The organism is Candidatus Pelagibacter sp. HIMB1611 (assembly GCF_052047715.1).
In the GTDB taxonomy this organism is placed as follows: Bacteria; Pseudomonadota; Alphaproteobacteria; order Pelagibacterales; family Pelagibacteraceae; genus Pelagibacter.
This window is the reverse complement of record NZ_JBNAJM010000001.1, coordinates 436,220-457,137: the sequence shown is the minus strand read 5'-3', so window position 1 is coordinate 457,137 and position 20,918 is coordinate 436,220. Positions and strand designations below refer to the sequence as shown.

Below are 20,918 nucleotides of genomic sequence, written 5' to 3'. Positions count from 1 at the left end.
TTTATTTACTATGTGGTGGAAGCTTTTTCTCCACAAACATTTCGTGTTTTCTAGTATCAGGATTGTATTTTTTTGCAGATAATTTTATTTTAGCTTTTTCGCCACCTGCAGGTTTTTTTACATAATAAAAGTAAGGACTATCTGGTTTAGCTTCAGGTACCATTCTAACTTTTACGTGTGTTTTTTTTGCCATCTATTTTAGTGTTTTTAAAATATTTGATATTTTGGTTAACTTATTTTTTAATTTTTCAGCTTTTATAGATTTATCTGCCATTTCGTCAAGCTTTAAAGTATCTTCATTATCAAGGATCTTTTTAACTCCATTAATTGTCATTCCTTGATCTTTTAGCAAATATTTAATCTTCTTAAGAAGATCAATATTTTTTTCATCGTAATATCTTCTATTAGAATTAAGAATTTTTGGCTTGATTTGTTTAAACTGTGTTTCCCAAAATCTTATTATGTGAGTAGGCAAAGAACCCTTCTTATTGACTTTTAAGTCTAAAATTTTAGCAACCTCACCAATAGTTTTATAAGCTTGATCAGCTTTATCCATAATCTTTAAGATTTATAAACTCTTTAAATTCTTTTGAAGGTTTAAATAAAACAACATCCCTACTAGTTATTACTTTAGTTTCCTTAGTTTTTGGGTTTCTACCAATTCTACTTTTTTTTTGTCTAATAGAAAAAGTTCCAAATTTAGATAATTTTAGCTTTTTTTCAGATTTAATATTGGAAACAATTGTTGATAAAAAATCATCAATTAGATTTTCTGAAATCTGTTTAGAAAAACCTAGTTGCATATAAACTAAATTAACTAAATCTTTTTTAGTTAAATTTATTCTCATTTAAAGATTCTGTTTAATCTTTTCTATCAAATTACCTTTAACAATTCTATGACAAACATCTAATGAGTTAGCAAAACCAACGTAATCAGTACCACCATGACTTTTTACTACAGGAGAGTCTAAACCTATAAAAATTGCACCATTATACAGTCTTGGATCTAATCTTTTTTTAAATTTTTTTAAATTTGAAATGTTTAAAAGAGAAGATAGTTTTCCTATCCAATTTCCAGTCATCGCTTTTTTTAATTCACTTGTAATAAAATTTGCTGTCCCTTCAGCTGTTTTTAATGCTACATTTCCAGTAAATCCATCAGATACAATTACATCAACTTCACCATCCATTATGTGATTACCTTCAATGTATCCAGAAAAATTAAAATTTTCAGGTTTTTTGTCATTAAGAATTTGATATGTTTCTTTTATTACTTCGTTACCCTTTAATTCTTCTGAACCAATATTCAACAAAGCAACATTGGCTATTTCATTTGGATATAATGAATTATAAAGAGCAGCTCCCATAGAAGAAAAATCACTTAAATTTTTTGAACTACACTCAATATTAGCTCCAAGATCTAATACAACACTCATACCTTTTTTATTTGGCCAAAGCGCAGACAAAGCTGGTTTGTCTATATTTTCAATCATTTTAAGATTTAATTTTGATACAACTAATAAAGCGCCAGTATTACCAGCAGATATAACTATATCAGCCTGCTTTTCCTTAACACTCTGAATAGCAAGCCACATACTTGTGTCTTTTCCTCTTTTTGCACCTTCTAAAGGACTGTCCGTACTTTTAATTGCATTCTGTGTATGAAAAATTTCATAGAACTCTTTATTAATTTTATTTTCAATTAATGGAGAAATTTTATTTTTATCTCCAAATATTTTGTAAAAAATGTTTTTATTTGATTGGTGGTTGTAAACAATACCATCAATGACTTTTTTTGGTGAACCATCACCACCCATTGCATCAACTGCAATTTTAATTTTTTCAGACATTAAACTTAATATACTATTCTTTTGGGTCTAAAACTTGTCTACCCTTATACATACCGGTTTTTAAATCAAGATGATGAGAAAGCCTATATTCACCAGATTTTTTATCCTCAACTATATTTTTAGTTGAAAATTTCATTGTTTGTGCCCTTCTCATTCCAGTTCTGGAAGGGGTTTGTTTTCGTTTTGGTACAGCCATAATTACGGGTTACTTACACTTTTTAAATAAGAATTCAAAGTTTTTTTTGATAAATTTAAGTTAAATTCCTCAAAATATTTAAGTAAATCAGCAATATTATTAAAATCAGCTAAAAATATTGATAATTTTTCAATTTTATCAGTTTGAGATAAATTATCCCAAAAATGAATTTCCGAAACCATGGAATGAAACAAATTGATATAATCTTTCATTTTTTTGTTTATAGACTGATCTCCATACCCTATTTCTCTAATACTCAATTCTAATTGTCTGAAGTTAAAATCATAAATTTCTTGTAAGATTTTTTTATTTTCTTCATTTTTATAATTTTTTAGAAAAAATGAAAAATGAAGCAAAAACAAAGTTAATCTATCAGAAAAACTATCTTCCCTGTTTAAATCCTTATATAAATCTTTATTTCTAGTGAAATTAATTAAATTATTATAAATATATATATACTTATTGCTCATGAATAAATTATATATATTTTTTTTATTTTTAATACTCTCAAATTGTTCTCTAAATCCTGTAGTAAAACATCATGGTGTACCATCGTTAGAAAAAAAACAAGTCAATCTAATTATTAACAAAAGTAACAAGAACGATATTACAAAAATTTTAGGAAACCCTTCTACAACCAGTAAATTTGATAATGATGTATGGATTTATATTGAAAGAAAACAAACACAATCGAAGTTAAGTAATTTTGGTCAGATGAAAATTTTTAAAAATGATGTGTTAGTTTTAGAAATTGATAATTATGGAATATTAAAAAAAAAAAATTTTTATAATTTAAATGACATGGAGAAAATAAAAATATCAGAGAATACAACAGAATCGGGTATTACTAAAAACTCTTTTGTTTATTCCTTTATGTCTAGTATGAGACAAAAATTAAATGACCCTCTAGGGAAGAGGGCCAAAAAACGTAAAGAAATTAGCCAGCGATAACAGCTAACAATAATAAAGCTACAATATTTGTAATTTTAATCATTGGGTTAACTGCTGGTCCTGCTGTATCTTTGTATGGATCTCCAACAGTATCACCTGTTACAGCAGCTTTATGAGCTTCTGAACCTTTTCCACCATGATTTCCATCTTCAATATACTTCTTAGCATTATCCCATGCACCACCACCAGCAGTCATAGAAACAGCCACAAAAAGTCCTGTGATAATAACTCCTAAAAGCATAGCTCCAACAGCAGCTAAGGCAGCTACCTGACCACCTATTGATAGAATTATAAAATATAAAACTACAGGTGATAGTACTGGTAATAATGATGGAATTATCATTTCTTTAATCGCAGCAACAGTCAACAAGTCAACTAATTTTGCATAATCAGGTTTTTGTTTTCTTTTCATGATACCTGGAAATTTTTTAAACTGTCTTCTAACTTCTACAACAACGGCACCACCTGCTCTTCCAACAGCTTGCATTCCCATAGATCCAAATAAGTAAGGCAACATTCCACCAATTAATAACCCAACAACAACATAAGGATTTGATAAATCAAAAGTTACAACGATACCTTCTAATGCAGAGCCTGCTTCTTTAGAAAAATGTTTGATATCTTCAGTGTAAGCTGCAAATAAAACTAGTGCACCTAAACCAGCAGAACCAATTGCATATCCTTTTGTAACAGCTTTAGTAGTGTTACCAACAGCATCTAAAGCATCAGTCGTTTTTCTAACTTTTTTATCCAAGTTAGACATTTCAGCTATCCCTCCAGCATTATCAGTAACTGGACCGTAAGCATCTAAAGCTACAACCATTCCAGCTAATGCAAGCATTGTTGTTACAGCAATTGCAATACCAAATAGACCAGCAATAGAGTTTGTAATTAAGATACCAGCAACAATAATTAAGGCTGGTATTGCTGTCGCTTCCATTGACACAGCTAAACCTTGGATAACGTTAGTTCCGTGACCAGTTGTTGATGATAAAGCTACAGATTTAACAGGTCTATAACTTGTTCCTGTGTAATATTCTGTAATCCAGATTAACAAACCAGTAATAACTAAACCAATTACTCCACAGTAATATAAATCCATTCCATTAAATGTATTTCCATTAACGGTGTATTCATTTGTAAAACCAATTACATGATCAGTTACAGGCCATAGAATAGCTAATGATGCAACAGCTGATACAATAAATCCTTTGTATAACGCGTTCATCACATTGTTATCTTTTCCAAGTTTAACAAAGAATGTACCTATAATAGATGTTAATAAACAAGCAGCACCAATTGTAAGAGGATAAATCATCATATTAAGATCACCTACAAAAAAAATTGATGATAAAACCATAGTTGCAACAATAGTCACGGCATATGTTTCAAATAAATCTGCTGCCATTCCAGCACAATCACCAACGTTGTCTCCAACGTTGTCAGCAATTACAGCAGGATTTCTTGGATCATCCTCAGGAATACCAGCTTCAACCTTACCAACAAGGTCAGCTCCAACATCTGCACCCTTAGTAAAAATACCTCCGCCTAATCTTGCAAAAATTGAAATTAAAGACGCACCAAACCCTAAAGCAACTAAAGCATTCACTATTTCTCTTTCATCTACTTCAAATTTCAATAATAAAAAATAATAAACTGCTATTGCCAACAATGCTAAACCAGCAACCAACATACCTGTTACAGCTCCAGATTTGAATGCCACTGAAAGACCTTGAGCTAGACCTTTTCTTGAAGCTTCAGCAGTTCTAACATTAGCTTCTACAGAAACTAACATACCAACATATCCTGCAATACCAGATAATGATGCACCTATTAAATAACCAAGACCAACTAATGGACTAAATGCAATGCTAACAATTACAAGAACAGCTGCACCAACAATTGCAATTGTTTTGTATTGTCTTGCTAGATAAGCTTTTGCTCCGATTTGAATAGCTGAAGCAATATCCTGCATTTTTGCATTTCCTGCGCTTGAATTTAAAATGTTTTTTCCAGTTAAAAATCCATAAACAATAGATAAAAAACCAGCTCCGATTGTGTATAATAAGATAGTTTCGACAGTTGCGTTCATATAACCCTTAGTTGTTGGTTGTTAATTTTTTAAGCCCGGACAATACAAAAAAAGTCAAAAAAGACAATAATTAACTTCAAAATTGGTGGACATAACCACTTACATTTTTGGCGATTTCTCTGCCTTTTTTATCTAAAATTAAAGACTTGTTTTTACCAGATAAAATAGTTCCTATTTTAGAAATTTTTACACCGAGAGATTTACTTAATTTATTTATGATTCTGGCATTGTTTGGTTTAGCAGTAAACAAAATTTGATAATCATCTCCATTAGAAACTAGATCAATTTTTTTTAAATTCTTACTATTGATAAGATTGGTAAGATTTCTTGATACAGGAATAAATTTTTCATAAATTTTATAAGAAACATTTTGCTTATTTATTAGTTTGTTTAAGTCAGTGATCAAACCATCGGATATATCCATAGAACTAGTTGCTAGAGAAAGTAAATTTTTAGAAAACTTATTTTGGATATCTGGCATATAATATTTATTTATAAAATACTTAGTTTTAGATTTATTCAACTTAATTTTATTTTTTAAAACTTGAAGTCCAATAAAACTATCACCTAAATTTCCTGTAACATATATATCATTATTTACATTAGATTGATTTCTGAAGATTATTTTTTTTGAATATCCTACTGAAGTTATTGTAAAGCTAAGTTTATTAGAAAAAGTTGTATCCCCTCCTCCTAATAATAAATCATATTTTTTCTGCTCTTCCTTTAAAGAATTAGATATTTTTTTAAGATTATTTTTTGTGAAGTTTTTTTTGTTACCTGATCCAGCAATAAAATAATATTTTGGATTAACTCCTTTACAAATTAAATCAGAAATTGAAGATCTTAAAATCTTTTTAATAACTAAATCTGGTCTTTTGAAATCTATAAAATGTGTACCTATGTTGTATGTGTCTACTGAAATAACTAATCCTTTTTTTTTGTCAAAAAAAACATCATCGTTTAAATTTAATGCTGCTTTATTTTTTTTGGAAATATTAGAAAAATAATTATTTATTAATTCGAATTCATGCATTTGTTCTTAATTTTTTTCCAACATTATCAAGCAAAGCATTTAGATACTTAGTTTGTGAATTTTCTAAGAAATAATTTGATGAATTTAAATACTCTTTAATAATGATGTTTAAGGATAAATTAGGTTTGTACATTAATTCATATGTAGCAGCTTTTAAAATAGTTTGAAAAACCTTATCTAAATTTTCAAAAACAAATTCATTACCTAATTTATTTTTTAATTCATCTATAATTAAATCATTTCTCTCAATAGTTCCTAGTACAATATCTTTAATAAATTTTTTAAATCTGTGTTTTGGAAACTGTAATTCATCATCTTCGTTATAAAATTTACCATAAAGTTTTTGAATTATTATAACCCTAGGATTATTTTTTGGATTAAAATGTGTTCTCATTTTTGAGATAGAACAGAAATTACTGCTTCAGCTGCTTCCGCACCTTTTTTCTTTCTCGCTTTAGCTTGAGACATATTCAAACAAGTAATTATTCCATTCCCAATTGGTTTTTTACTTGAAATTGATAATTCCATAATACCATTAGTTGCTGCTTGAGAAATAAAATCAAAGTGAGGAGTTTGACCTTTAATAACACAGCCTAGAGCTAAAAAGGCATCATACTTATTTATGTTTTTTGAAATAGTTACAGGTATTTCAAAAGCTCCAGGAACGTTAATCACTTTTATATTATTTTTTTTTGAGATTAATTTTAAAGCACTCTTAAGTAACCCATCTGCAATGTCTTTGTAATAATCAGCTATAACAATTAAAATTTTTTTCTTCATTATATCAATTCTTGTTTAGTAATTTTTATACCATAACCATCTAAACCAATAACTTTTTTTGGAGATTTCGTGATTAGTATCATATTTTTAATTTTTAAATCTTTTATAATTTGAGCTCCAATTCCATAATTTCTTATTAATTTGTCATTACCCTTTTTATAAAAATCTTTATTTTTATAATCTTTCAAAGTTTGTGTTACAGATTTTAAATTAGAGTCTTTAATAAAGACTAATACACAATTGTTATATTTTTTAAAATAATTTAAAGTTTTGTTAAATGAGTTTGGTAATTGTTGATTTATTAAATAATTTTGAACTACATTTGAAGAGATTACTCTTACCCTTGGAGTAATACCCTTTTTTATTTTTCCTTTAATTAGAGCAAAATGTTCTGCACCATCAATTAAATTTTCATAAATTCGAATATTATACTTTTGGTTTTTTACAATTATTGAGCTTTGTTTTTTTAATTTAATTAATTTTTCTTTTTTAAGTCTATAAGCAATCAAATCTTCAATCTTACCTATTTTAAGTTTATGCTTATTTGCAAAATTAAATAAATCCCTACCTTTGGCCATTGTTCCATCTTCATTCATGATTTCACAAATAACAGCTGAATTATTTTTTTTTGCCAATTTTGAAATATCAACCGAAGCTTCTGTATGACCAGCTCTAACAAGTACACCTCCATCTTTTGCTATTATTGGAAACACATGACCTGGAGATACAATTTCATTTTTGTTAGCATTTTTCTTTGAAGCTACTTTAATTGTTTTGGCTCTATCCTTTGCTGAAATTCCTGTTGTAATTCCCTTTTTAGCTTCGATAGAAATGGTAAATGCAGTTTTATTTCTTGATTGATTAATTGGTGACATTAATGAAAGGTTTAATTTTTTGGCCTGAACGCTATCTAAAGCTAAACAAATTAAACCTCTGCCATACTTAGCCATAAAATTTATATTTTTTGAATTAGTATCTGATGTGGATATTACTAAATCGCCTTCATTTTCTCTTTTTTCATCATCAACTAAAATGAACATTCCACCTTTTCTGGCAATACTGATAATAGTTTCTATTGATGCAAAATTATTTTTTGTCATTAAAATAATTTCTTACATATTTAGACAAGATATCAATCTCAATATTTACCAAACTAGATTTTTTTAAAGTAGATAAATTGGTCTCTTTATAAGTATGGGGAATAATCCAAATTTGAAAACCTTTTTTTGTAATTTTTGAAATTGTAAGAGAGATACCATTTACACATATTGACGCCTTCTCTATTAAATGTTTTCTTTCTTTTTTTGGTATCTCAAAATCAAAAAGATAAGATTTATCTATTTTACTAATACTATTAACTATTCCAACCGTATCCACATGACCCTGACAAATATGGCCAGAAATTTTAGTTCCATATTTCAAAGGTAATTCTAAGTTCAAAACATCATTTGTTTTGAGAAATTTAAATTTGGACCTAATTAAAGTTTCATTAGATAAATAAAATTCCATTATTTTTGACTTATAGGAAATTAGTGTGAGACATACCCCATCACATGCAACTGACAATCCCATATCTTTTGATGAAACCTTTAAGTTACTTTTAACAAATATATTGATGCCTTTTGGTCTTCTAGTAATACTTTTGACAGTACCTTGGTTATATATAATTCCGTTAAACATAATTTTTATATAATTCTATTTTATCTTTTTTTAATTTCAGATTTAGTTTTGAAGTATATCTATATTTTGATTTTAAAGTATTTAAACTGTTAAATTCAACAAATTCTGTATTTTTAGATAAATTATTTGAACTTTTAAACAAATAAAACTTATTAAAAATTTTATCATTTATGAATGATTTTGTAAGTTTATCTCCACCTTCAACCAATAAATTTCTACATCCTAAAGTATAAAGTTTTTTTAATATTTCTTTTAATTTGAATTCTTTATTTTTATTAATTTTAGATTTGATTAATAAGACCTTTTTAGATTTAAATAATGAGATTTTTGATTTTGTCGCTTCATTATAAAAAATAATTGTTTTTATTTTAGTTGCAGATTTTATTAAATAAGAGTTTGGATTAGAATTTAGCTTATTATCTAAAATAACTCTTATAGGTGAAAAATTATTTTTGTTTTTAAGTCTACAACTAAGTTTTGGATTATCCTTATTTAAGGTTTTGTATGAAATTAGTATCGTATCATTTTTGTATCTTAAAAAATGCGAAAACTTATCAGAATAAATATTAGTAATTTTTTGCTTTTCTTTACTATAAATTAAATTGTTCTTTGAAACTGCAATTTTACCTGTAACAAAAGGTATTTTGTTTTTTCTGTTAAAAAAATAAGGATAGTAAAACCGACTAATTTCTTTTTTTAAAAGATTTTTTCTAACTTTTATTTTACTTGATTTTAAAACTTTAAAAGATTTGCCACTAACACGCTCATCAATATCAGAAATTGAATAAATAATTTCTGATATTTTTGATTTAATTATTAAATTTGTACAAGGTGGTGTTTTTCCTTTATGACAACAAGGTTCTAATGTGACATACATCTTTGAGCCAGCAACATTTTCAATAGAGTCTTTAATTGCATTTCGTTCAGCATGAGGCCTTCCATCATGAGAAGTCTGTCCTATAGATATAATTTTATTATTTTTAACAATTACACATCCAACAGATGGATTTGTACCGGTTAAACCTTCACGAGCAATTGCCAAATTAAGGGCAATTTGCATGAATTGTTTATCTTTGCTGGTAAAATTATCTTTTTTTGTAGACATCTAATCTGTCCACGAATTGCACAAAGTCTTTTTCTTCTCTAAAATTTCTATAAACGGAAGCAAAACGCACATATGCTACAGGATCAAGTTCTTTTAATCCTTCCATAACCATTGTTCCAATTGTACTTGTTGATATTTCTGTTTGTCCAAGTTCTTCTAATGATCTTGAGATTTTACTTATAAATTTTTCTGCAGTTTCAGTATCAATTGGTCTTTTTTTCAGTGCTATATAGATTGATTTAGATAATTTATCTCTGTCAAAAGAAGATTTTCTTCCATTTTTTTTAACAACCATTAATTCTCTAAATTGAATTCTTTCAAAGGTAGTAAATCTTTCACCGCATATACATAATCGTCTTCTTCTGATTGCAGTTCCATCTTCAGTTGGTCTAGAATCTACAACAGATGTATCACCTTTTTTTTCACAAGGACAAATCATTATTTATAAATTTTTATATATTGGAAATGATGAAGTTAGATTAATAACTTCATTTCTTACTTCGTTTTCAACTTTACTGTTATCATCAGGATTTTCAGATAAACCTTTAATAGTTTTTGTTATCAATTCACCTACAGTTTTAAATTCATTTAATCCAAATCCACGTGTTGTAGCAGCTTGAGTACCCAATCTAATACCCGATGTAATCATTGGCTTCTCTGTATCAAAAGGTATTCCATTTTTATTACACGTTATGTTAGCTCTTGATAGACTTTCCGCTGCAAGATTTCCTTTAACATTAAAAGGTCTTAAATCAACAAGCATTAAATGAGTATCAGTTCCATCTGAATAAATTTTAAATCCATTGTTTTTTAAAGTTTCGGCTAAGATTTTTGCATTAGCTAAAACAGATTTTATATAATCTTGAAAATCTGGTTGAAGAGCCTCAAGAAAACCAGCAGCTTTAGCTGCAATAATATGCATCAAAGGTCCACCTTGATAACCAGGGAAAACAGCTGTGTTAAACTTTTTACCTAGCTCTTCGTCATTAGACAAAATTATTCCACCTCTTGCGCTTCTAAATACTTTATGTGTAGTTGAGGTTACAACATGAGCATAATCACATGGATTTGGATAACCTTTACCAGCCACAAGTCCTGAGAAATGTGCCATATCAACCATTAAATAGGCTCCTACTTTATCAGCTATTTCTCTAAATCTTTTAAAATCTATTACTCGAGAATAAGCACTGCCGCCTGCTATTATTAATTTAGGCTTGTGTTCTAAAGCAAGTCTTTCAACATTATCATAATCAATAAGCTCAGACTCTTTATCAACGTCATAACCTATAGCGTTAAACCATTTACCTGACATAGATATTTTCAATCCGTGTGTTATGTGTCCACCTGAATTTAAACTCATTCCCATAAATTTATCTCCAGGATTTAATAAAGCTAAAAATACAGCTCCATTTGCTTGTGCTCCAGAGTGCGGTTGTGCATTTGCATATTTACAATTAAATAATTTTTTTAATCTCTCAATTGCAAGACTTTCTGCAACATCTACATGTTCGCAACCATTATAGTATCTTTTTCCAGGATATCCTTCGGCATACTTATTAGTTAAAACTGATCCTTGAGCTTCAAGAACTGCTTGTGAAACTATATTTTCTGAAGCAATTAATTCTATATGTTGTTGTTGTCTTAAGAGTTCATCTTTTATAGCTTTATATAATTCAGGGTCCTTGCTAGACAAACCATCTTCAAAGAAACTCTTATAACTATCGTTTAAATAACTTTTTTCACTAGACATAATCAATTATATTTTTTTTACTCTTTTTAAGTGTCTCCCACCTTCAAAATTTGTATTTAAAAAAATGCTAATAAATTTTAATGCATTTTTTTTAGTTAGTAATCTTGATCCTAATGTAATGATATTTGCATCATTATGCAATCTAGATAATTTGGTCGATTTTTCATTAAAGCATTGAGCGGCTCTAACATTTTTATGTTTATTTGCCGCAATATTCATTCCAGTTCCTGATCCACATACCAAAATACCAATATTTTTTTTTGATGAATTTACTTTTCTTGCAACTTTATGTGCGTAATCTGGGTAATCAACGCTATTCTCATTTGAGGGACCAAAATCTTGGAAATTAATTTTTTTCTTTTCTAAAAAAATTTTAATTGCTTCTTTAAGTTTAAAACCAGCGTGGTCTGATGAAATAAATATCTTTTTCAAATTAATTGAATTTATAATCTAGCACACAAGCAACAAGGTGGACTCTATTTTCTTCACCACCATTAAATGCATTATGATATTTTGTGTTATTAGTCACCCACACAGAACCATCTGCTGGCATATGTTTTGCAACATTATCTATAACCATTAAGCATCCAGGATTAGTTACAATTGGAATGTGCAATCTTGGTTCTGGATCTCTATGCCAACTTAAAGTTGATCTTGGTTCTTTTAGCAAAATTCTTACTCTACCCAATTTGTATTTGCTTGATAAAACATCATAAACTTCTTTAAAATAAGTGTTCTCATAATCTTTTATAAATTCAGAATAAGCTGCTTCATCAATTTCAACATCTCTAGAAACTTCTTGTCCAGTTTTATCAGGTTTAGTCCAGTAAACACCTCTAGCTTTATTGCCTTTGATTGAGTCAGGATCACCAGGAATTTGAGTTAATGAAATTGCTCCAAAGTGTGTTATTCCAGCATCTTCGAATTTTTTTGTCTTAATAATTTGGTTATAGGCCTCTTGAAGTTTGTTTATATCAAATTTCAAGTTTTGTTTTTGAAAATCGCTAAAATCTAAAACTCTTTCTTCTTTTTTTAGGTTTAGGTTTACAACTTTTGTGTTATCAATGCTCATAAAAATGGTTTTGTACTTAAATTAAGAGTTATTTGTATAATACATTTGTCGCATTAATAAAGTAAATTTAAACATGATTGTAGGAAAATATCCAAGCCTAAGATTAAGAAGAAACAGAAAATCTTCTTGGACTAGAAAACTAATACAGGAAAATACCCTAAGTCCTAATGATTTTATTCTTCCAATTTTTCTTATTGATGGAGTAAATAAAAAACAACATATAAAATCAATGCCTGGCGTCTACAGGTATTCAGTGGATAGAATCGGTCAAATTATTGATAAAGCGATAAGCAAAGGAATTCCAATGGTTGCTCTTTTCCCAAATACAAAAAAATCATTAAAAAATGAACTGGGATCAGAAGCACTCAATGAAAATAATCTTGTTTGTAGAGCATCAAGAATGATTAAAAAAAAATACAAAAATCAAATTGGAATTATGTGTGATGTTGCATTGGATCCTTATACCTCTCATGGACATGACGGATTAATCAAATCTGATAAAATTTTAAATGATGAAACAATCCAAGTTTTAATAAACCAATCTTTGCTTCAAGCTGAAATGGGTTGTGATGTTTTAGCTCCATCAGATATGATGGATGGAAGGATTGGTAAAATTAGAAAAGCAATCGATCAAAGCAATTTCCAAGACGTTCAGATTTTATCTTATGCAGCAAAATATGCATCCAGCTTTTATGGTCCCTTTAGAGATGCAGTAGGGTCAAAAAATTCTTTAAAAGGAGATAAAAAAACATATCAAATGGATTTTAGAAATTCTGATGAAGCATTAAGAGAAGTTGCTTTAGATATAAAAGAAGGAGCTGATATGGTTATGGTTAAACCAGGAATGCCATATTTAGATATAATTAAATCAATTAAAGAAAAATTCAAAATCCCAGTTTTTGCGTATCAAGTATCTGGTGAGTACAGTCTAATAGAAAATGCTATTAATAAAAACCTTGTAAAAAAAGATGCAGTATATGAAAGTCTAGTGGCTTTCAAAAGAGCTGGTGCAAATGCAATTGTAAGTTATTACGCTGATCGAATTGATAAAATAATAAAATAATCACCTTAAAGTATTTAGAAATAACAATCTATTATTTGGAAAATTAATATTGTTTGGTTTTAAAATTGTTTTATCTAGATAATCATTAACTAACTTCAAACCTTTTAGTAAAATTTTAATATCTTCAACCTCTTTGTCTTTTTCAATAAGAAAGTTTGGAACATATTTTTTTTCGTTTGATGATGAAACATAGTAAACAGTTTCGTTATTTTCAGTATCTTTCACTACTAAGTTTTTTAATTCTAAATCATAACCTAATATTTTGAGTAATTCTAATTCCCAAAAAATATATTTTTTTAACCAATTTTTATCTTGTAAAATTAAAAAGAAATTTTGAATTATGAAAAAAACTTTTTCATTTGATTGTGAGTCTGCTGTTAAAATTTTAATCAAATTCATTGCAGAAGTTAAGCATGATAATTTTTGTCTGTCATCAAAATACAAAGGACTGTAAGCATTTAAAATTTCAATTTTAAAATAGCCAATTCTATTTTCATTTTTTGAATTATAATTAACATGCAACTTATTTCCAATTTGCAGATAATTTTTAATTTTTTTTGATGTTCCACCAAATATGATGCCTGATACTTTACCTTTCTCTTTGGTGAAAATTTCTACAATTAAGGAGTTTTCATTATATCTATTTTTACTTATCAAAAAACCTTCATCAGACCAATTCATATTATTTATTAAAACTATTTAGACACTCCATAGCAGCACTTTGCTCAGCATTTTTTTTGGAATTGCCAATGCCAATAAAGTATTTTGTATTAGGTAATTTTACTCCTACTTTAAATACAGGTTTGTGTCTTGGTCCAGTATTTGAGATTAATTTATATTTAGGAAGACTTTTAAATTTTTTTAATGTTTGCTCTTGTAACTTGGTTTTGGCATCAATTTCGGTAACAACGCTATCACTAATTTTTTCTTCCCACTGCTTTAAAATAAATTTTTCAACAATATTAAAACCTTTATCGAGATAAATTGCTCCTATTAAAGCTTCACAACTATCTGCAATAATTTTATCTTCAATTTTTATTTTTTTATTTCTTGGATTAAAAGTTTTTATATATTTGTCTAAATTAATTAATTTTGCAATTTCAAGACAAGATTTTTTATTAACAAGTGAAGCAAATTTCTTATCAAGTATTCCCTCTTTTTCGTTGGGATAAATTTCTAATAATTTTTTAGCCATGACCAGTCCTAATACACGATCACCTAAAAATTCAATTTTCTCATTATTTTTAGAGGAATTAAAACTTTTATGAGTAAGAGATTGGTCTAATAAATTTTTGTTTTTAAAAACTATATTTATTTTTTTTTCTAGTTCTTGATACTTTATTTTCATTAATTAATAACATTAAAGGTTCTTTTAAATCTTATAGATTTATGCCATTTCCAAAATTCAATAAAACTTCCTATTTTTTTATCAGATGAGAAAAAAATAAATTGAGCCTTACCAACCAAGTTATCTTTATGAACATAACCAACACTTGAAAGAAATCTGCTATCTTTAGAACAATCTCTATTATCACCTAAAAAGAAATAATGATCATCTGGAACTGTAAAAACATCTGAATTTTGATAGGTATAATTCTTTAAATAAACTGTATGAAATTTTTTACCATTAGGTAATTTTTCTTCAAACTTTAAGACATCTATTGTTGTGTCGCCACAATAAATTTTTGTTTTAAGTGGGATTTTAGATTTAAGTATTTCGCTACTATTTAAAAAAAGATTTGCGTCAATAAACTGAATTTTATCTCCTGGCAGCCCAATTAAACGTTTTATATAATCTGTTCTGTTGTCAGCTGGTGTTTTAAATACAATTACATCCCCTCTTTCAGGACTTTTAAACATTATTCTTTTGCTAAGTATTGGCGGACTAAAAGGGAAAGAATGTTTACTATACCCATATGAATATTTAGTAACAAATAATCTGTCACCAACAAGTAATGTGGGTTCCATCGAAGAAGAAGGTATATAAAAAGGTTGCACTAAAAGTGATCTAATTATTACTGCAATTATCAAAGCATAAAATAAAGTTTTTATATTTTCTGAAAAAAAGTTTTTATCTAGTTTCATTATGATTGAATAATAGCAAATGCTGTTGAATATTTTTTTTCATCAGAAATAGATAGAAAACAATTATATTTTTTAATTTTAAATTTGTTTTGGATCATTTTGGTGATTTTTTTATTTGTAACATAATTTGGTTTACCCATTTTATCGTTAACTACTTCTATATCTTTAAAGTTCAATTTCATTCTAAATCCGGTACCCAAAGCTTTTGAAAATGCTTCTTTTGCTGCAAATCTTTTTGAAAAAAAAGCCACTTTATTCTTTGTTAAGTTTGATTGTCTTTGTTCTCTCACACTATAAACTCGATTAATAAAAGATTTACTTTTTATAGCTTCTTTAATTCTTTTATTTTCAATTATATCAACTCCAATACCTAAAATTTTCATTAATTTTTAATAATTTTTTTAAAATCTTTAATTACTTTGGGTAGACCATAAAATATCGACTCTCCAATAATAAAATGTCCTATGTTGAATTCCTCGATTTCTTTAATTTTTGTTAAAATTTTAGTCGTTTTGTAATCTAAACCATGACCTGCATGTACTTCTATGTCTAGCTTAGATGCAAGTTTTGAGCTTTTTTTAATTCTATTCAATTCGCTTGAAAAATTTTTATGCGATTTAACATAATTAGCTAGTTTTCCAGTGTGGATTTCAACACAATCTACATTTAATTTTTTTGAAAGTTTAATATCATTTAAGTTGGGGTTGATAAATAAACTAGTTCTAATATTTGACTTTTTAAATTTAAAAATTATTTCTTTTAATTTTTTATAATTATCTTTTAAATTTAAACCACCTTCTGTAGTTATTTCTTTTCTGTTTTCTGGAACAATACAAATATAATTTGGATTATATCTTAAAGCTTTTTTAATTATTTCACTATTCATTGAGACTTCAAGATTCACCAACACTTTATTCAAAGCACAAATCTCTTTAGTATCTAAATCATTTATGTGCCTTCTATCTTCTCTCAAATGAATAGTTACGGAGTCTGCACCCAATTTTATAACTTTTTTTGCTGCAAATACTGGATTGGGATGTTTTTCACCACGTGCATTACGAAGTGTTGCAATATGATCTATATTTACACCTAGTCTTTTCACTTAATAAATCTACTTCCTGGTGTGGTAATTGGAATTGATTTTAGAGATTTAGGTATATTTTTAAGGTTATAGCTAGGTACATCTATTTTTAAATGAGAAACAATTTTATTTTTTATTTTCAAAGATTTTTTTGTTGATCTGTCAATTATAGAGGCAAATCCAACAAGTTTTGCGTTTGATTTTTTTATAAGTTTCACACATTCCAAACTGGATTTACCAGTCGTAATTACATCTTCTATAATTAAAACCCTTGCTCCCTTTTTTATACTAAAACCTCTTCTGAGAGTAAATTTTCCATTCACCCTTTCACAAAAAATTGTTTCTTTTTTTAAAATTTTACCAATTTCATAACCTATGATCACACCACCCATTGCAGGAGCAAGTATTAAATCTATTTTTTTAAAATTTTTTTTAATTTTATTTGCTAATGATTTGCAAATTTTGTCAGCTAAATTAGGAAAGCTTAAAAGTTTAGCGCATTGAATATACTTTGGAGAATGTAGTCCCGAGGATAAAACAAAATGTCCTTCTAATAACGCATCAGTCTTTTTTAAAATATTTAAGGATTTTTTGAGTGAAAGCATTTCTTTTTTCTTCGTGTCTAATTATCTTAAATTTTATACCTTTTTGCTTTAGCTCTGCAATAAAATTTGTAAAATTCTTAAGATTTCTAATTATTAATCTAAATTTAAAATTAATATAGTTCGGGTTTTTACCTGCCATCTCTAAATTAGAAATGTTAAGTTTATGACTTCCAATTAAAGAACTTATATCACCAAGTTGACCAGGTTTATCTGGTAGTGAAATCCATAGTGTAGTGTTATATTTTTTTGTTTTTTCCTCTTTTTGCTCACCTTTATCATGCCAATATCTTCTAATAGCAGCTCTTGCTTTACCTGTTTTGGTAGTAGGTATCCAATGCAAAGATGGTGAACTATTTTTAGATGTGAGAACGTTTACCCTATCACCATTTCTTAATATTGTTTGTAATTCACTGTTATTTCCATTTACTTCACATCCAATTGCAGAATTACCAATTTTAGTGTGAACAGCATAAGCAAAATCGATTGCTGTTGCATCTTTTGGTAATTTAATTACAGATCCTTTTGGTGTGAAGCAAAAGACATTTTCCTGAAACATTTGAAGCTTTGTATACTCATAAGAGTCCTCAGGATTTTCGTTTTTTTCAATAATCTCAACCAAATCTTTTAACCAATCATACTCTTTCCAACTTAATGAATTGAATTTTTCAGAAGATTTATACTGCCAATGCGATGCAACACCTCTTTGTGCAAAGTCATGCATTTCTTTTGTTCTAATTTGAATCTCTATAGGCTTTTTATTTGAACCAATAACAGAAGTATGAATTGACTTATATCCATTTATTTTGGGTGAAGAGATGTAATCTTTAAATTTGCCAGGAATACAGTTCCATTTCTTATGAAATATACCAAGAGTTTTATAACAGTCATCAATAGTATCTAATATAATTCTAAAGCCAATGATGTCTGTTATCTGCTCTAAAGAAACTCTTTTTTTTTGAACTTTTCTCCATATTGAAAATGGAGTTTTTTCTCTTCCATATATTTCAGCATTAATTTCGTGATCATTCAATATTTCACTAAGTTCATATGATTGTTCTTCAAAAATATCTTTTCTATCTAATTTAATTTCATCAAGTCTTTTTTTTATTAATTTTCTTGCATCGTAATTTAAAATTTCAAATGATAAATCTTCAAGCTCATCACGTATTCTGTGCATACCCATTCTGTCTGCCAATGGAGCATAAATTTCCATTGTTTCTTGAGCGATCCTTTGTCTTTTTTCCACTTTAGTAATCGCTTTAATCGTTCTCATGTTGTGCAATCTGTCTGCAATTTTTACTAACAAAACTCTAATATCTTTTGATGTTGCTAAAATTAATTTTCTAAAATTTTCTACTTTAGAATTTGATCCAGCTGTATTTTCAAAAACAGATATTTTAGTGACACCATCTACAAGATCAGCAACCTCATCACCAAATTCAGCTTTTATTGTTTCATAAGTTGCAAAGGTATCTTCAATAGTGTCATGCAATAACCCAGTGGCAATTGTAGCACTGTCTAATTTTAACTCTGTTAAAATATTTGCAACTTCAATTGGATGTACAGAGTAAGGATCACCGGAAGCTCTCTTTTGACTCTTATGGGCCTTTACAGCAAAATTATAAGCTTTATCTAATTTTTCAGGATTTAAAAATTTATTATAATTTTTAACTTTATTAATTAGTTCATTAGAATTTAGCATAACCCTATTATAACATTAATTTAAATTTGTTTAATAGACCTAATGTCTGCTTCAGAGAGTGAAGAAATCAAGCTTTTAAGATCTTTTTTAATAATTGGATGATGCCATTCTTTTTGAATTTCAAAAAAAGGGATGAGTACAAAATTTCTTTTATGCATAAGTTTATGAGGCAAAGTTAATTTGTTTTTTACTTTTAAAATCTTTTTATTAAAATCAATAATGTCAATATCACAAATACGTGGATCATTTTTTTTACCTTTTTTTCTTCCTAATAAAATTTCAATTTTCTTACATATTTTAAGAAGACTTTCAGGATCAAAACAAAACTTTGCCTTGATAACTACATTTAAAAATTTAGGTTTTTTGGGGTCCGGCCAAGAAGGTGTTTCATAAAAACTTGAGATAGATAAAAAATCCAAATTATTTTCGCTTAAATGAGATTTTGCAATTTCTATATTTTTTTTTCTATCACCCAAATTAGAGCCAATACCTAAGTAAACAATTTTAGCTTGATTTTCTGATATATCTTGCCTTTTCACGGTTCCAGTCTCTGCTCTTTTTTGTTGCTCTTTTATCGTATTGCTTCTTTCCTTTAGCAACTGCTAATTCAATTTTGGCCTTCCCTTTTTTAAAATACATTTTTGTTGGAACAATAGTAAATCCATCTCTTTGCATTTTTCCAATTAATTTATTTATTTCTCTTTTATTTAACAGTAACTTTCTTTCATCGGTTGGGTTATGATTGGAATAACTTGCTTGTTTGTAAGGTGAAATATGAGAATTAATTAAAATTATTTCTCCTTTTTTTTCAACAGCATAAGATTCTGCTATATTAACTTTTCCATCTCTTACTGATTTAATTTCAGAACCTTTAAGAACAATTCCTGCTTCTAAAATATCCTCAAAAAAATAATTAAAACTAGCTTTCCTATTTAAACAAATTATTTTTAAACCAGAATTGGTTTTTTTGTTCATTAAATCAATTTTGCTGACTGAAGAGACTTTTTAACAATTTCCTTAGTTTGATCGGTAACTTTTACCAGAGGCAATCTAACATCATCTTCGCACAGATTTAATAATTTAGCAGCATATTTTACTGGACTAGGATTACTTTCAACAAACATTGAATGATGAATTGGCTGTAAAATTTTATCTAATTTTTCAGCTTCACTAATATCATTTTCAGATTTAGAAAATTTTTGAAAATCTGAACAAAGTTTTGGCGCTATGTTTGCTGTTACACTTATTGCGCCTACTCCACCTCTTTTATTAAATTCTAGTGCATTGTCATCATTACCAGTCAATTGAATAAATTCTTTACCCATTTTTGATAACTGTTGATCAACTCTGTCCAAATCTCCAGTGGCATCTTTTACACCAACTATATTTTTTAACTCGAACAGTCTTGCCATTGTATCAACATTCATATCAATAACTGATCTACCTGGAATATTATAAATTATTATTGGTATCCCACATTTGTCATTTATAGCTTTATAATGCTGGTACAAACCTTCTTGAGTAGGTTTATTATAATAAGGTGTTACGATTAGAGCACCATTTGCACCTGCCTTTTCAGCGTGTGAAGTTAAAGAAATAGCTTCCTCAGTAGAATTTGAACCTGTTCCAGCTATAACTGGAATTTTTCCATTACTTTCTTTTATGCAGAGATCAATTACTTTTTGATGTTCATCATGACTTAATGTTGGGGATTCTCCTGTTGTACCAGCAGGTACAAGCCCACTAGTTCCATTTTCAATATGAAAATGTATTAATTTAATATACGCCTCCTCATCTAAGAGATTGTTTTTAAACGGCGTAATTAAAGCAACATTTGATCCTTTGAACATAAATACTTATAACATAGTTT

At 27.9% G+C, this 20,918-nt stretch carries 29 protein-coding genes; 2 read left to right on the top strand and 27 right to left on the bottom strand.

Annotated features, from left to right (window positions below):
- Position 1: 1 nt before the first annotated feature.
- The 6 genes from ACTTAS_RS02535 to ACTTAS_RS02510 are packed head-to-tail and all read right to left on the bottom strand — an operon-like array spanning position 2 to position 2,516.
- Entirely contained in the window at positions 2-193 is a 192-nt protein-coding gene (locus tag ACTTAS_RS02535) for a 50S ribosomal protein L33 (RefSeq protein WP_440678223.1), read from the bottom strand.
- The gene (locus ACTTAS_RS02530; protein ID WP_440651442.1) at positions 194-556 is read right to left on the bottom strand and encodes a MerR family transcriptional regulator; all 363 of its coding nucleotides are present in this window, start codon (positions 554-556) and stop codon (positions 194-196) included.
- Positions 549-848 carry an HU family DNA-binding protein gene (locus ACTTAS_RS02525; RefSeq protein WP_262589169.1) on the bottom strand — a complete coding sequence of 100 codons (300 nt, stop codon included), beginning with the start codon at positions 846-848 and terminating at the stop codon, positions 549-551. The genes ACTTAS_RS02530 and ACTTAS_RS02525 overlap by 8 nt, the downstream gene beginning before the upstream one ends.
- Positions 849-1,850, bottom strand: coding sequence for a phosphate acyltransferase PlsX (gene plsX / locus ACTTAS_RS02520; protein ID WP_440678222.1), 1,002 nt, complete (start codon positions 1,848-1,850; stop codon positions 849-851). It abuts the gene before it with no gap.
- Positions 1,851-1,863: 13 nt separating this feature from the next.
- A complete protein-coding gene (gene rpmF / locus ACTTAS_RS02515; RefSeq protein ID WP_023853776.1) occupies positions 1,864-2,046 on the bottom strand; it encodes a 50S ribosomal protein L32 in 183 nt (60 codons plus the stop codon).
- A 2-nt stretch (positions 2,047-2,048) separates the two neighbouring features.
- A complete protein-coding gene (locus ACTTAS_RS02510; RefSeq protein WP_440678221.1) occupies positions 2,049-2,516 on the bottom strand; it encodes a ubiquinol-cytochrome C chaperone family protein in 468 nt (155 codons plus the stop codon).
- Between ACTTAS_RS02510 and bamE the strand changes: the two genes are divergently transcribed.
- Positions 2,515-2,997, top strand: coding sequence for an outer membrane protein assembly factor BamE domain-containing protein (bamE, locus tag ACTTAS_RS02505; protein ID WP_440678220.1), 483 nt, complete (start codon positions 2,515-2,517; stop codon positions 2,995-2,997). The genes ACTTAS_RS02510 and bamE overlap by 2 nt on opposite strands.
- On the opposite strand, the gene ACTTAS_RS02500 is transcribed toward bamE, so the two are convergent.
- The 11 genes from ACTTAS_RS02500 to ACTTAS_RS02450 all read right to left on the bottom strand — a co-directional run bounded on the left by ACTTAS_RS02500 (position 2,984) and on the right by ACTTAS_RS02450 (position 12,512).
- Positions 2,984-5,089 (bottom strand): sodium-translocating pyrophosphatase, encoded by a 2,106-nt coding sequence (locus ACTTAS_RS02500; RefSeq protein ID WP_440678219.1) that lies wholly within the window; start codon positions 5,087-5,089, stop codon positions 2,984-2,986. The two genes, bamE and ACTTAS_RS02500, sit on opposite strands and share 14 nt — an antisense overlap.
- A 76-nt stretch (positions 5,090-5,165) precedes the next feature.
- On the bottom strand, positions 5,166-6,125 hold the full coding sequence (gene thiL, locus ACTTAS_RS02495) for a thiamine-phosphate kinase (protein WP_440678218.1): 960 nt from the start codon (positions 6,123-6,125) through the stop codon (positions 5,166-5,168).
- The gene (locus ACTTAS_RS02490; protein ID WP_440678217.1) at positions 6,118-6,519 is read right to left on the bottom strand and encodes a transcription antitermination factor NusB; all 402 of its coding nucleotides are present in this window, start codon (positions 6,517-6,519) and stop codon (positions 6,118-6,120) included. The genes thiL and ACTTAS_RS02490 overlap by 8 nt, the downstream gene beginning before the upstream one ends.
- Positions 6,516-6,905 (bottom strand): 6,7-dimethyl-8-ribityllumazine synthase, encoded by a 390-nt coding sequence (gene ribH / locus ACTTAS_RS02485; protein ID WP_440614335.1) that lies wholly within the window; start codon positions 6,903-6,905, stop codon positions 6,516-6,518. The genes ACTTAS_RS02490 and ribH overlap by 4 nt, the downstream gene beginning before the upstream one ends.
- Positions 6,905-8,005, bottom strand: a complete 1,101-nt coding sequence (gene ribB, locus ACTTAS_RS02480) for a 3,4-dihydroxy-2-butanone-4-phosphate synthase (RefSeq protein ID WP_440678216.1) — start codon at positions 8,003-8,005, stop codon at positions 6,905-6,907. The genes ribH and ribB overlap by 1 nt, the downstream gene beginning before the upstream one ends.
- Positions 7,992-8,585, bottom strand: coding sequence for a riboflavin synthase (locus ACTTAS_RS02475; RefSeq protein WP_440678215.1), 594 nt, complete (start codon positions 8,583-8,585; stop codon positions 7,992-7,994). The genes ribB and ACTTAS_RS02475 overlap by 14 nt, the downstream gene beginning before the upstream one ends.
- Complete coding sequence (ribD, locus tag ACTTAS_RS02470) at positions 8,578-9,690, bottom strand: bifunctional diaminohydroxyphosphoribosylaminopyrimidine deaminase/5-amino-6-(5-phosphoribosylamino)uracil reductase RibD (RefSeq protein WP_440614332.1); 1,113 nt, start codon at positions 9,688-9,690, stop codon at positions 8,578-8,580. The genes ACTTAS_RS02475 and ribD overlap by 8 nt, the downstream gene beginning before the upstream one ends.
- Positions 9,671-10,129: a transcriptional regulator NrdR gene (gene nrdR, locus ACTTAS_RS02465; protein WP_075506746.1), complete on the bottom strand. Its 459-nt coding sequence runs from the start codon at positions 10,127-10,129 to the stop codon at positions 9,671-9,673. The genes ribD and nrdR overlap by 20 nt, the downstream gene beginning before the upstream one ends.
- 3 nt (positions 10,130-10,132) lie before the next feature.
- On the bottom strand, positions 10,133-11,440 hold the full coding sequence (glyA, locus tag ACTTAS_RS02460; RefSeq protein ID WP_440678214.1) for a serine hydroxymethyltransferase: 1,308 nt from the start codon (positions 11,438-11,440) through the stop codon (positions 10,133-10,135).
- 6 nt (positions 11,441-11,446) lie between these two features.
- On the bottom strand, positions 11,447-11,872 hold the full coding sequence (rpiB, locus tag ACTTAS_RS02455) for a ribose 5-phosphate isomerase B (protein ID WP_440678213.1): 426 nt from the start codon (positions 11,870-11,872) through the stop codon (positions 11,447-11,449).
- Position 11,873: 1 nt separating this feature from the next.
- Positions 11,874-12,512 carry an aspartyl/asparaginyl beta-hydroxylase domain-containing protein gene (locus ACTTAS_RS02450; RefSeq protein WP_440614331.1) on the bottom strand — a complete coding sequence of 213 codons (639 nt, stop codon included), beginning with the start codon at positions 12,510-12,512 and terminating at the stop codon, positions 11,874-11,876.
- 73 nt (positions 12,513-12,585) lie between these two features.
- On the opposite strand from ACTTAS_RS02450, the gene hemB reads away from it, so the two are divergent.
- Positions 12,586-13,575 carry a porphobilinogen synthase gene (hemB, locus tag ACTTAS_RS02445; RefSeq protein WP_440678212.1) on the top strand — a complete coding sequence of 330 codons (990 nt, stop codon included), beginning with the start codon at positions 12,586-12,588 and terminating at the stop codon, positions 13,573-13,575.
- Here the strand turns inward: hemB and recO are convergent, their stop codons facing one another.
- Genes recO through dapA form a run of 10 tightly spaced genes read right to left on the bottom strand, consistent with a single transcriptional unit; the run spans position 13,576 to position 20,898 of the window.
- Positions 13,576-14,256, bottom strand: coding sequence for a DNA repair protein RecO (gene recO / locus ACTTAS_RS02440; RefSeq protein ID WP_440678211.1), 681 nt, complete (start codon positions 14,254-14,256; stop codon positions 13,576-13,578).
- Position 14,257: 1 nt separating this feature from the next.
- Positions 14,258-14,923, bottom strand: coding sequence for a ribonuclease III (gene rnc, locus ACTTAS_RS02435; protein ID WP_440678210.1), 666 nt, complete (start codon positions 14,921-14,923; stop codon positions 14,258-14,260).
- Complete coding sequence (gene lepB, locus ACTTAS_RS02430) at positions 14,923-15,660, bottom strand: signal peptidase I (RefSeq protein WP_440678209.1); 738 nt, start codon at positions 15,658-15,660, stop codon at positions 14,923-14,925. The genes rnc and lepB overlap by 1 nt, the downstream gene beginning before the upstream one ends.
- The gene (acpS, locus tag ACTTAS_RS02425; protein WP_440678208.1) at positions 15,660-16,043 is read right to left on the bottom strand and encodes a holo-ACP synthase; all 384 of its coding nucleotides are present in this window, start codon (positions 16,041-16,043) and stop codon (positions 15,660-15,662) included. The genes lepB and acpS overlap by 1 nt, the downstream gene beginning before the upstream one ends.
- Entirely contained in the window at positions 16,043-16,762 is a 720-nt protein-coding gene (locus ACTTAS_RS02420; RefSeq protein ID WP_440678207.1) for a pyridoxine 5'-phosphate synthase, read from the bottom strand. The genes acpS and ACTTAS_RS02420 overlap by 1 nt, the downstream gene beginning before the upstream one ends.
- Positions 16,759-17,346 (bottom strand): orotate phosphoribosyltransferase, encoded by a 588-nt coding sequence (gene pyrE, locus ACTTAS_RS02415; RefSeq protein ID WP_440648546.1) that lies wholly within the window; start codon positions 17,344-17,346, stop codon positions 16,759-16,761. The genes ACTTAS_RS02420 and pyrE overlap by 4 nt, the downstream gene beginning before the upstream one ends.
- Complete coding sequence (locus tag ACTTAS_RS02410) at positions 17,303-19,048, bottom strand: RelA/SpoT family protein (RefSeq protein WP_440678206.1); 1,746 nt, start codon at positions 19,046-19,048, stop codon at positions 17,303-17,305. Before ACTTAS_RS02410 ends, pyrE begins: the two co-directional genes overlap by 44 nt.
- A 20-nt stretch (positions 19,049-19,068) precedes the next feature.
- Positions 19,069-19,587, bottom strand: coding sequence for a 2-amino-4-hydroxy-6-hydroxymethyldihydropteridine diphosphokinase (gene folK / locus ACTTAS_RS02405; RefSeq protein ID WP_440678205.1), 519 nt, complete (start codon positions 19,585-19,587; stop codon positions 19,069-19,071).
- Positions 19,553-20,023, bottom strand: coding sequence for an SsrA-binding protein SmpB (gene smpB, locus ACTTAS_RS02400; RefSeq protein WP_440678204.1), 471 nt, complete (start codon positions 20,021-20,023; stop codon positions 19,553-19,555). The genes folK and smpB overlap by 35 nt, the downstream gene beginning before the upstream one ends.
- On the bottom strand, positions 20,023-20,898 hold the full coding sequence (gene dapA / locus ACTTAS_RS02395; RefSeq protein WP_440614322.1) for a 4-hydroxy-tetrahydrodipicolinate synthase: 876 nt from the start codon (positions 20,896-20,898) through the stop codon (positions 20,023-20,025). The genes smpB and dapA overlap by 1 nt, the downstream gene beginning before the upstream one ends.
- Positions 20,899-20,918 lie beyond the last annotated feature (20 nt).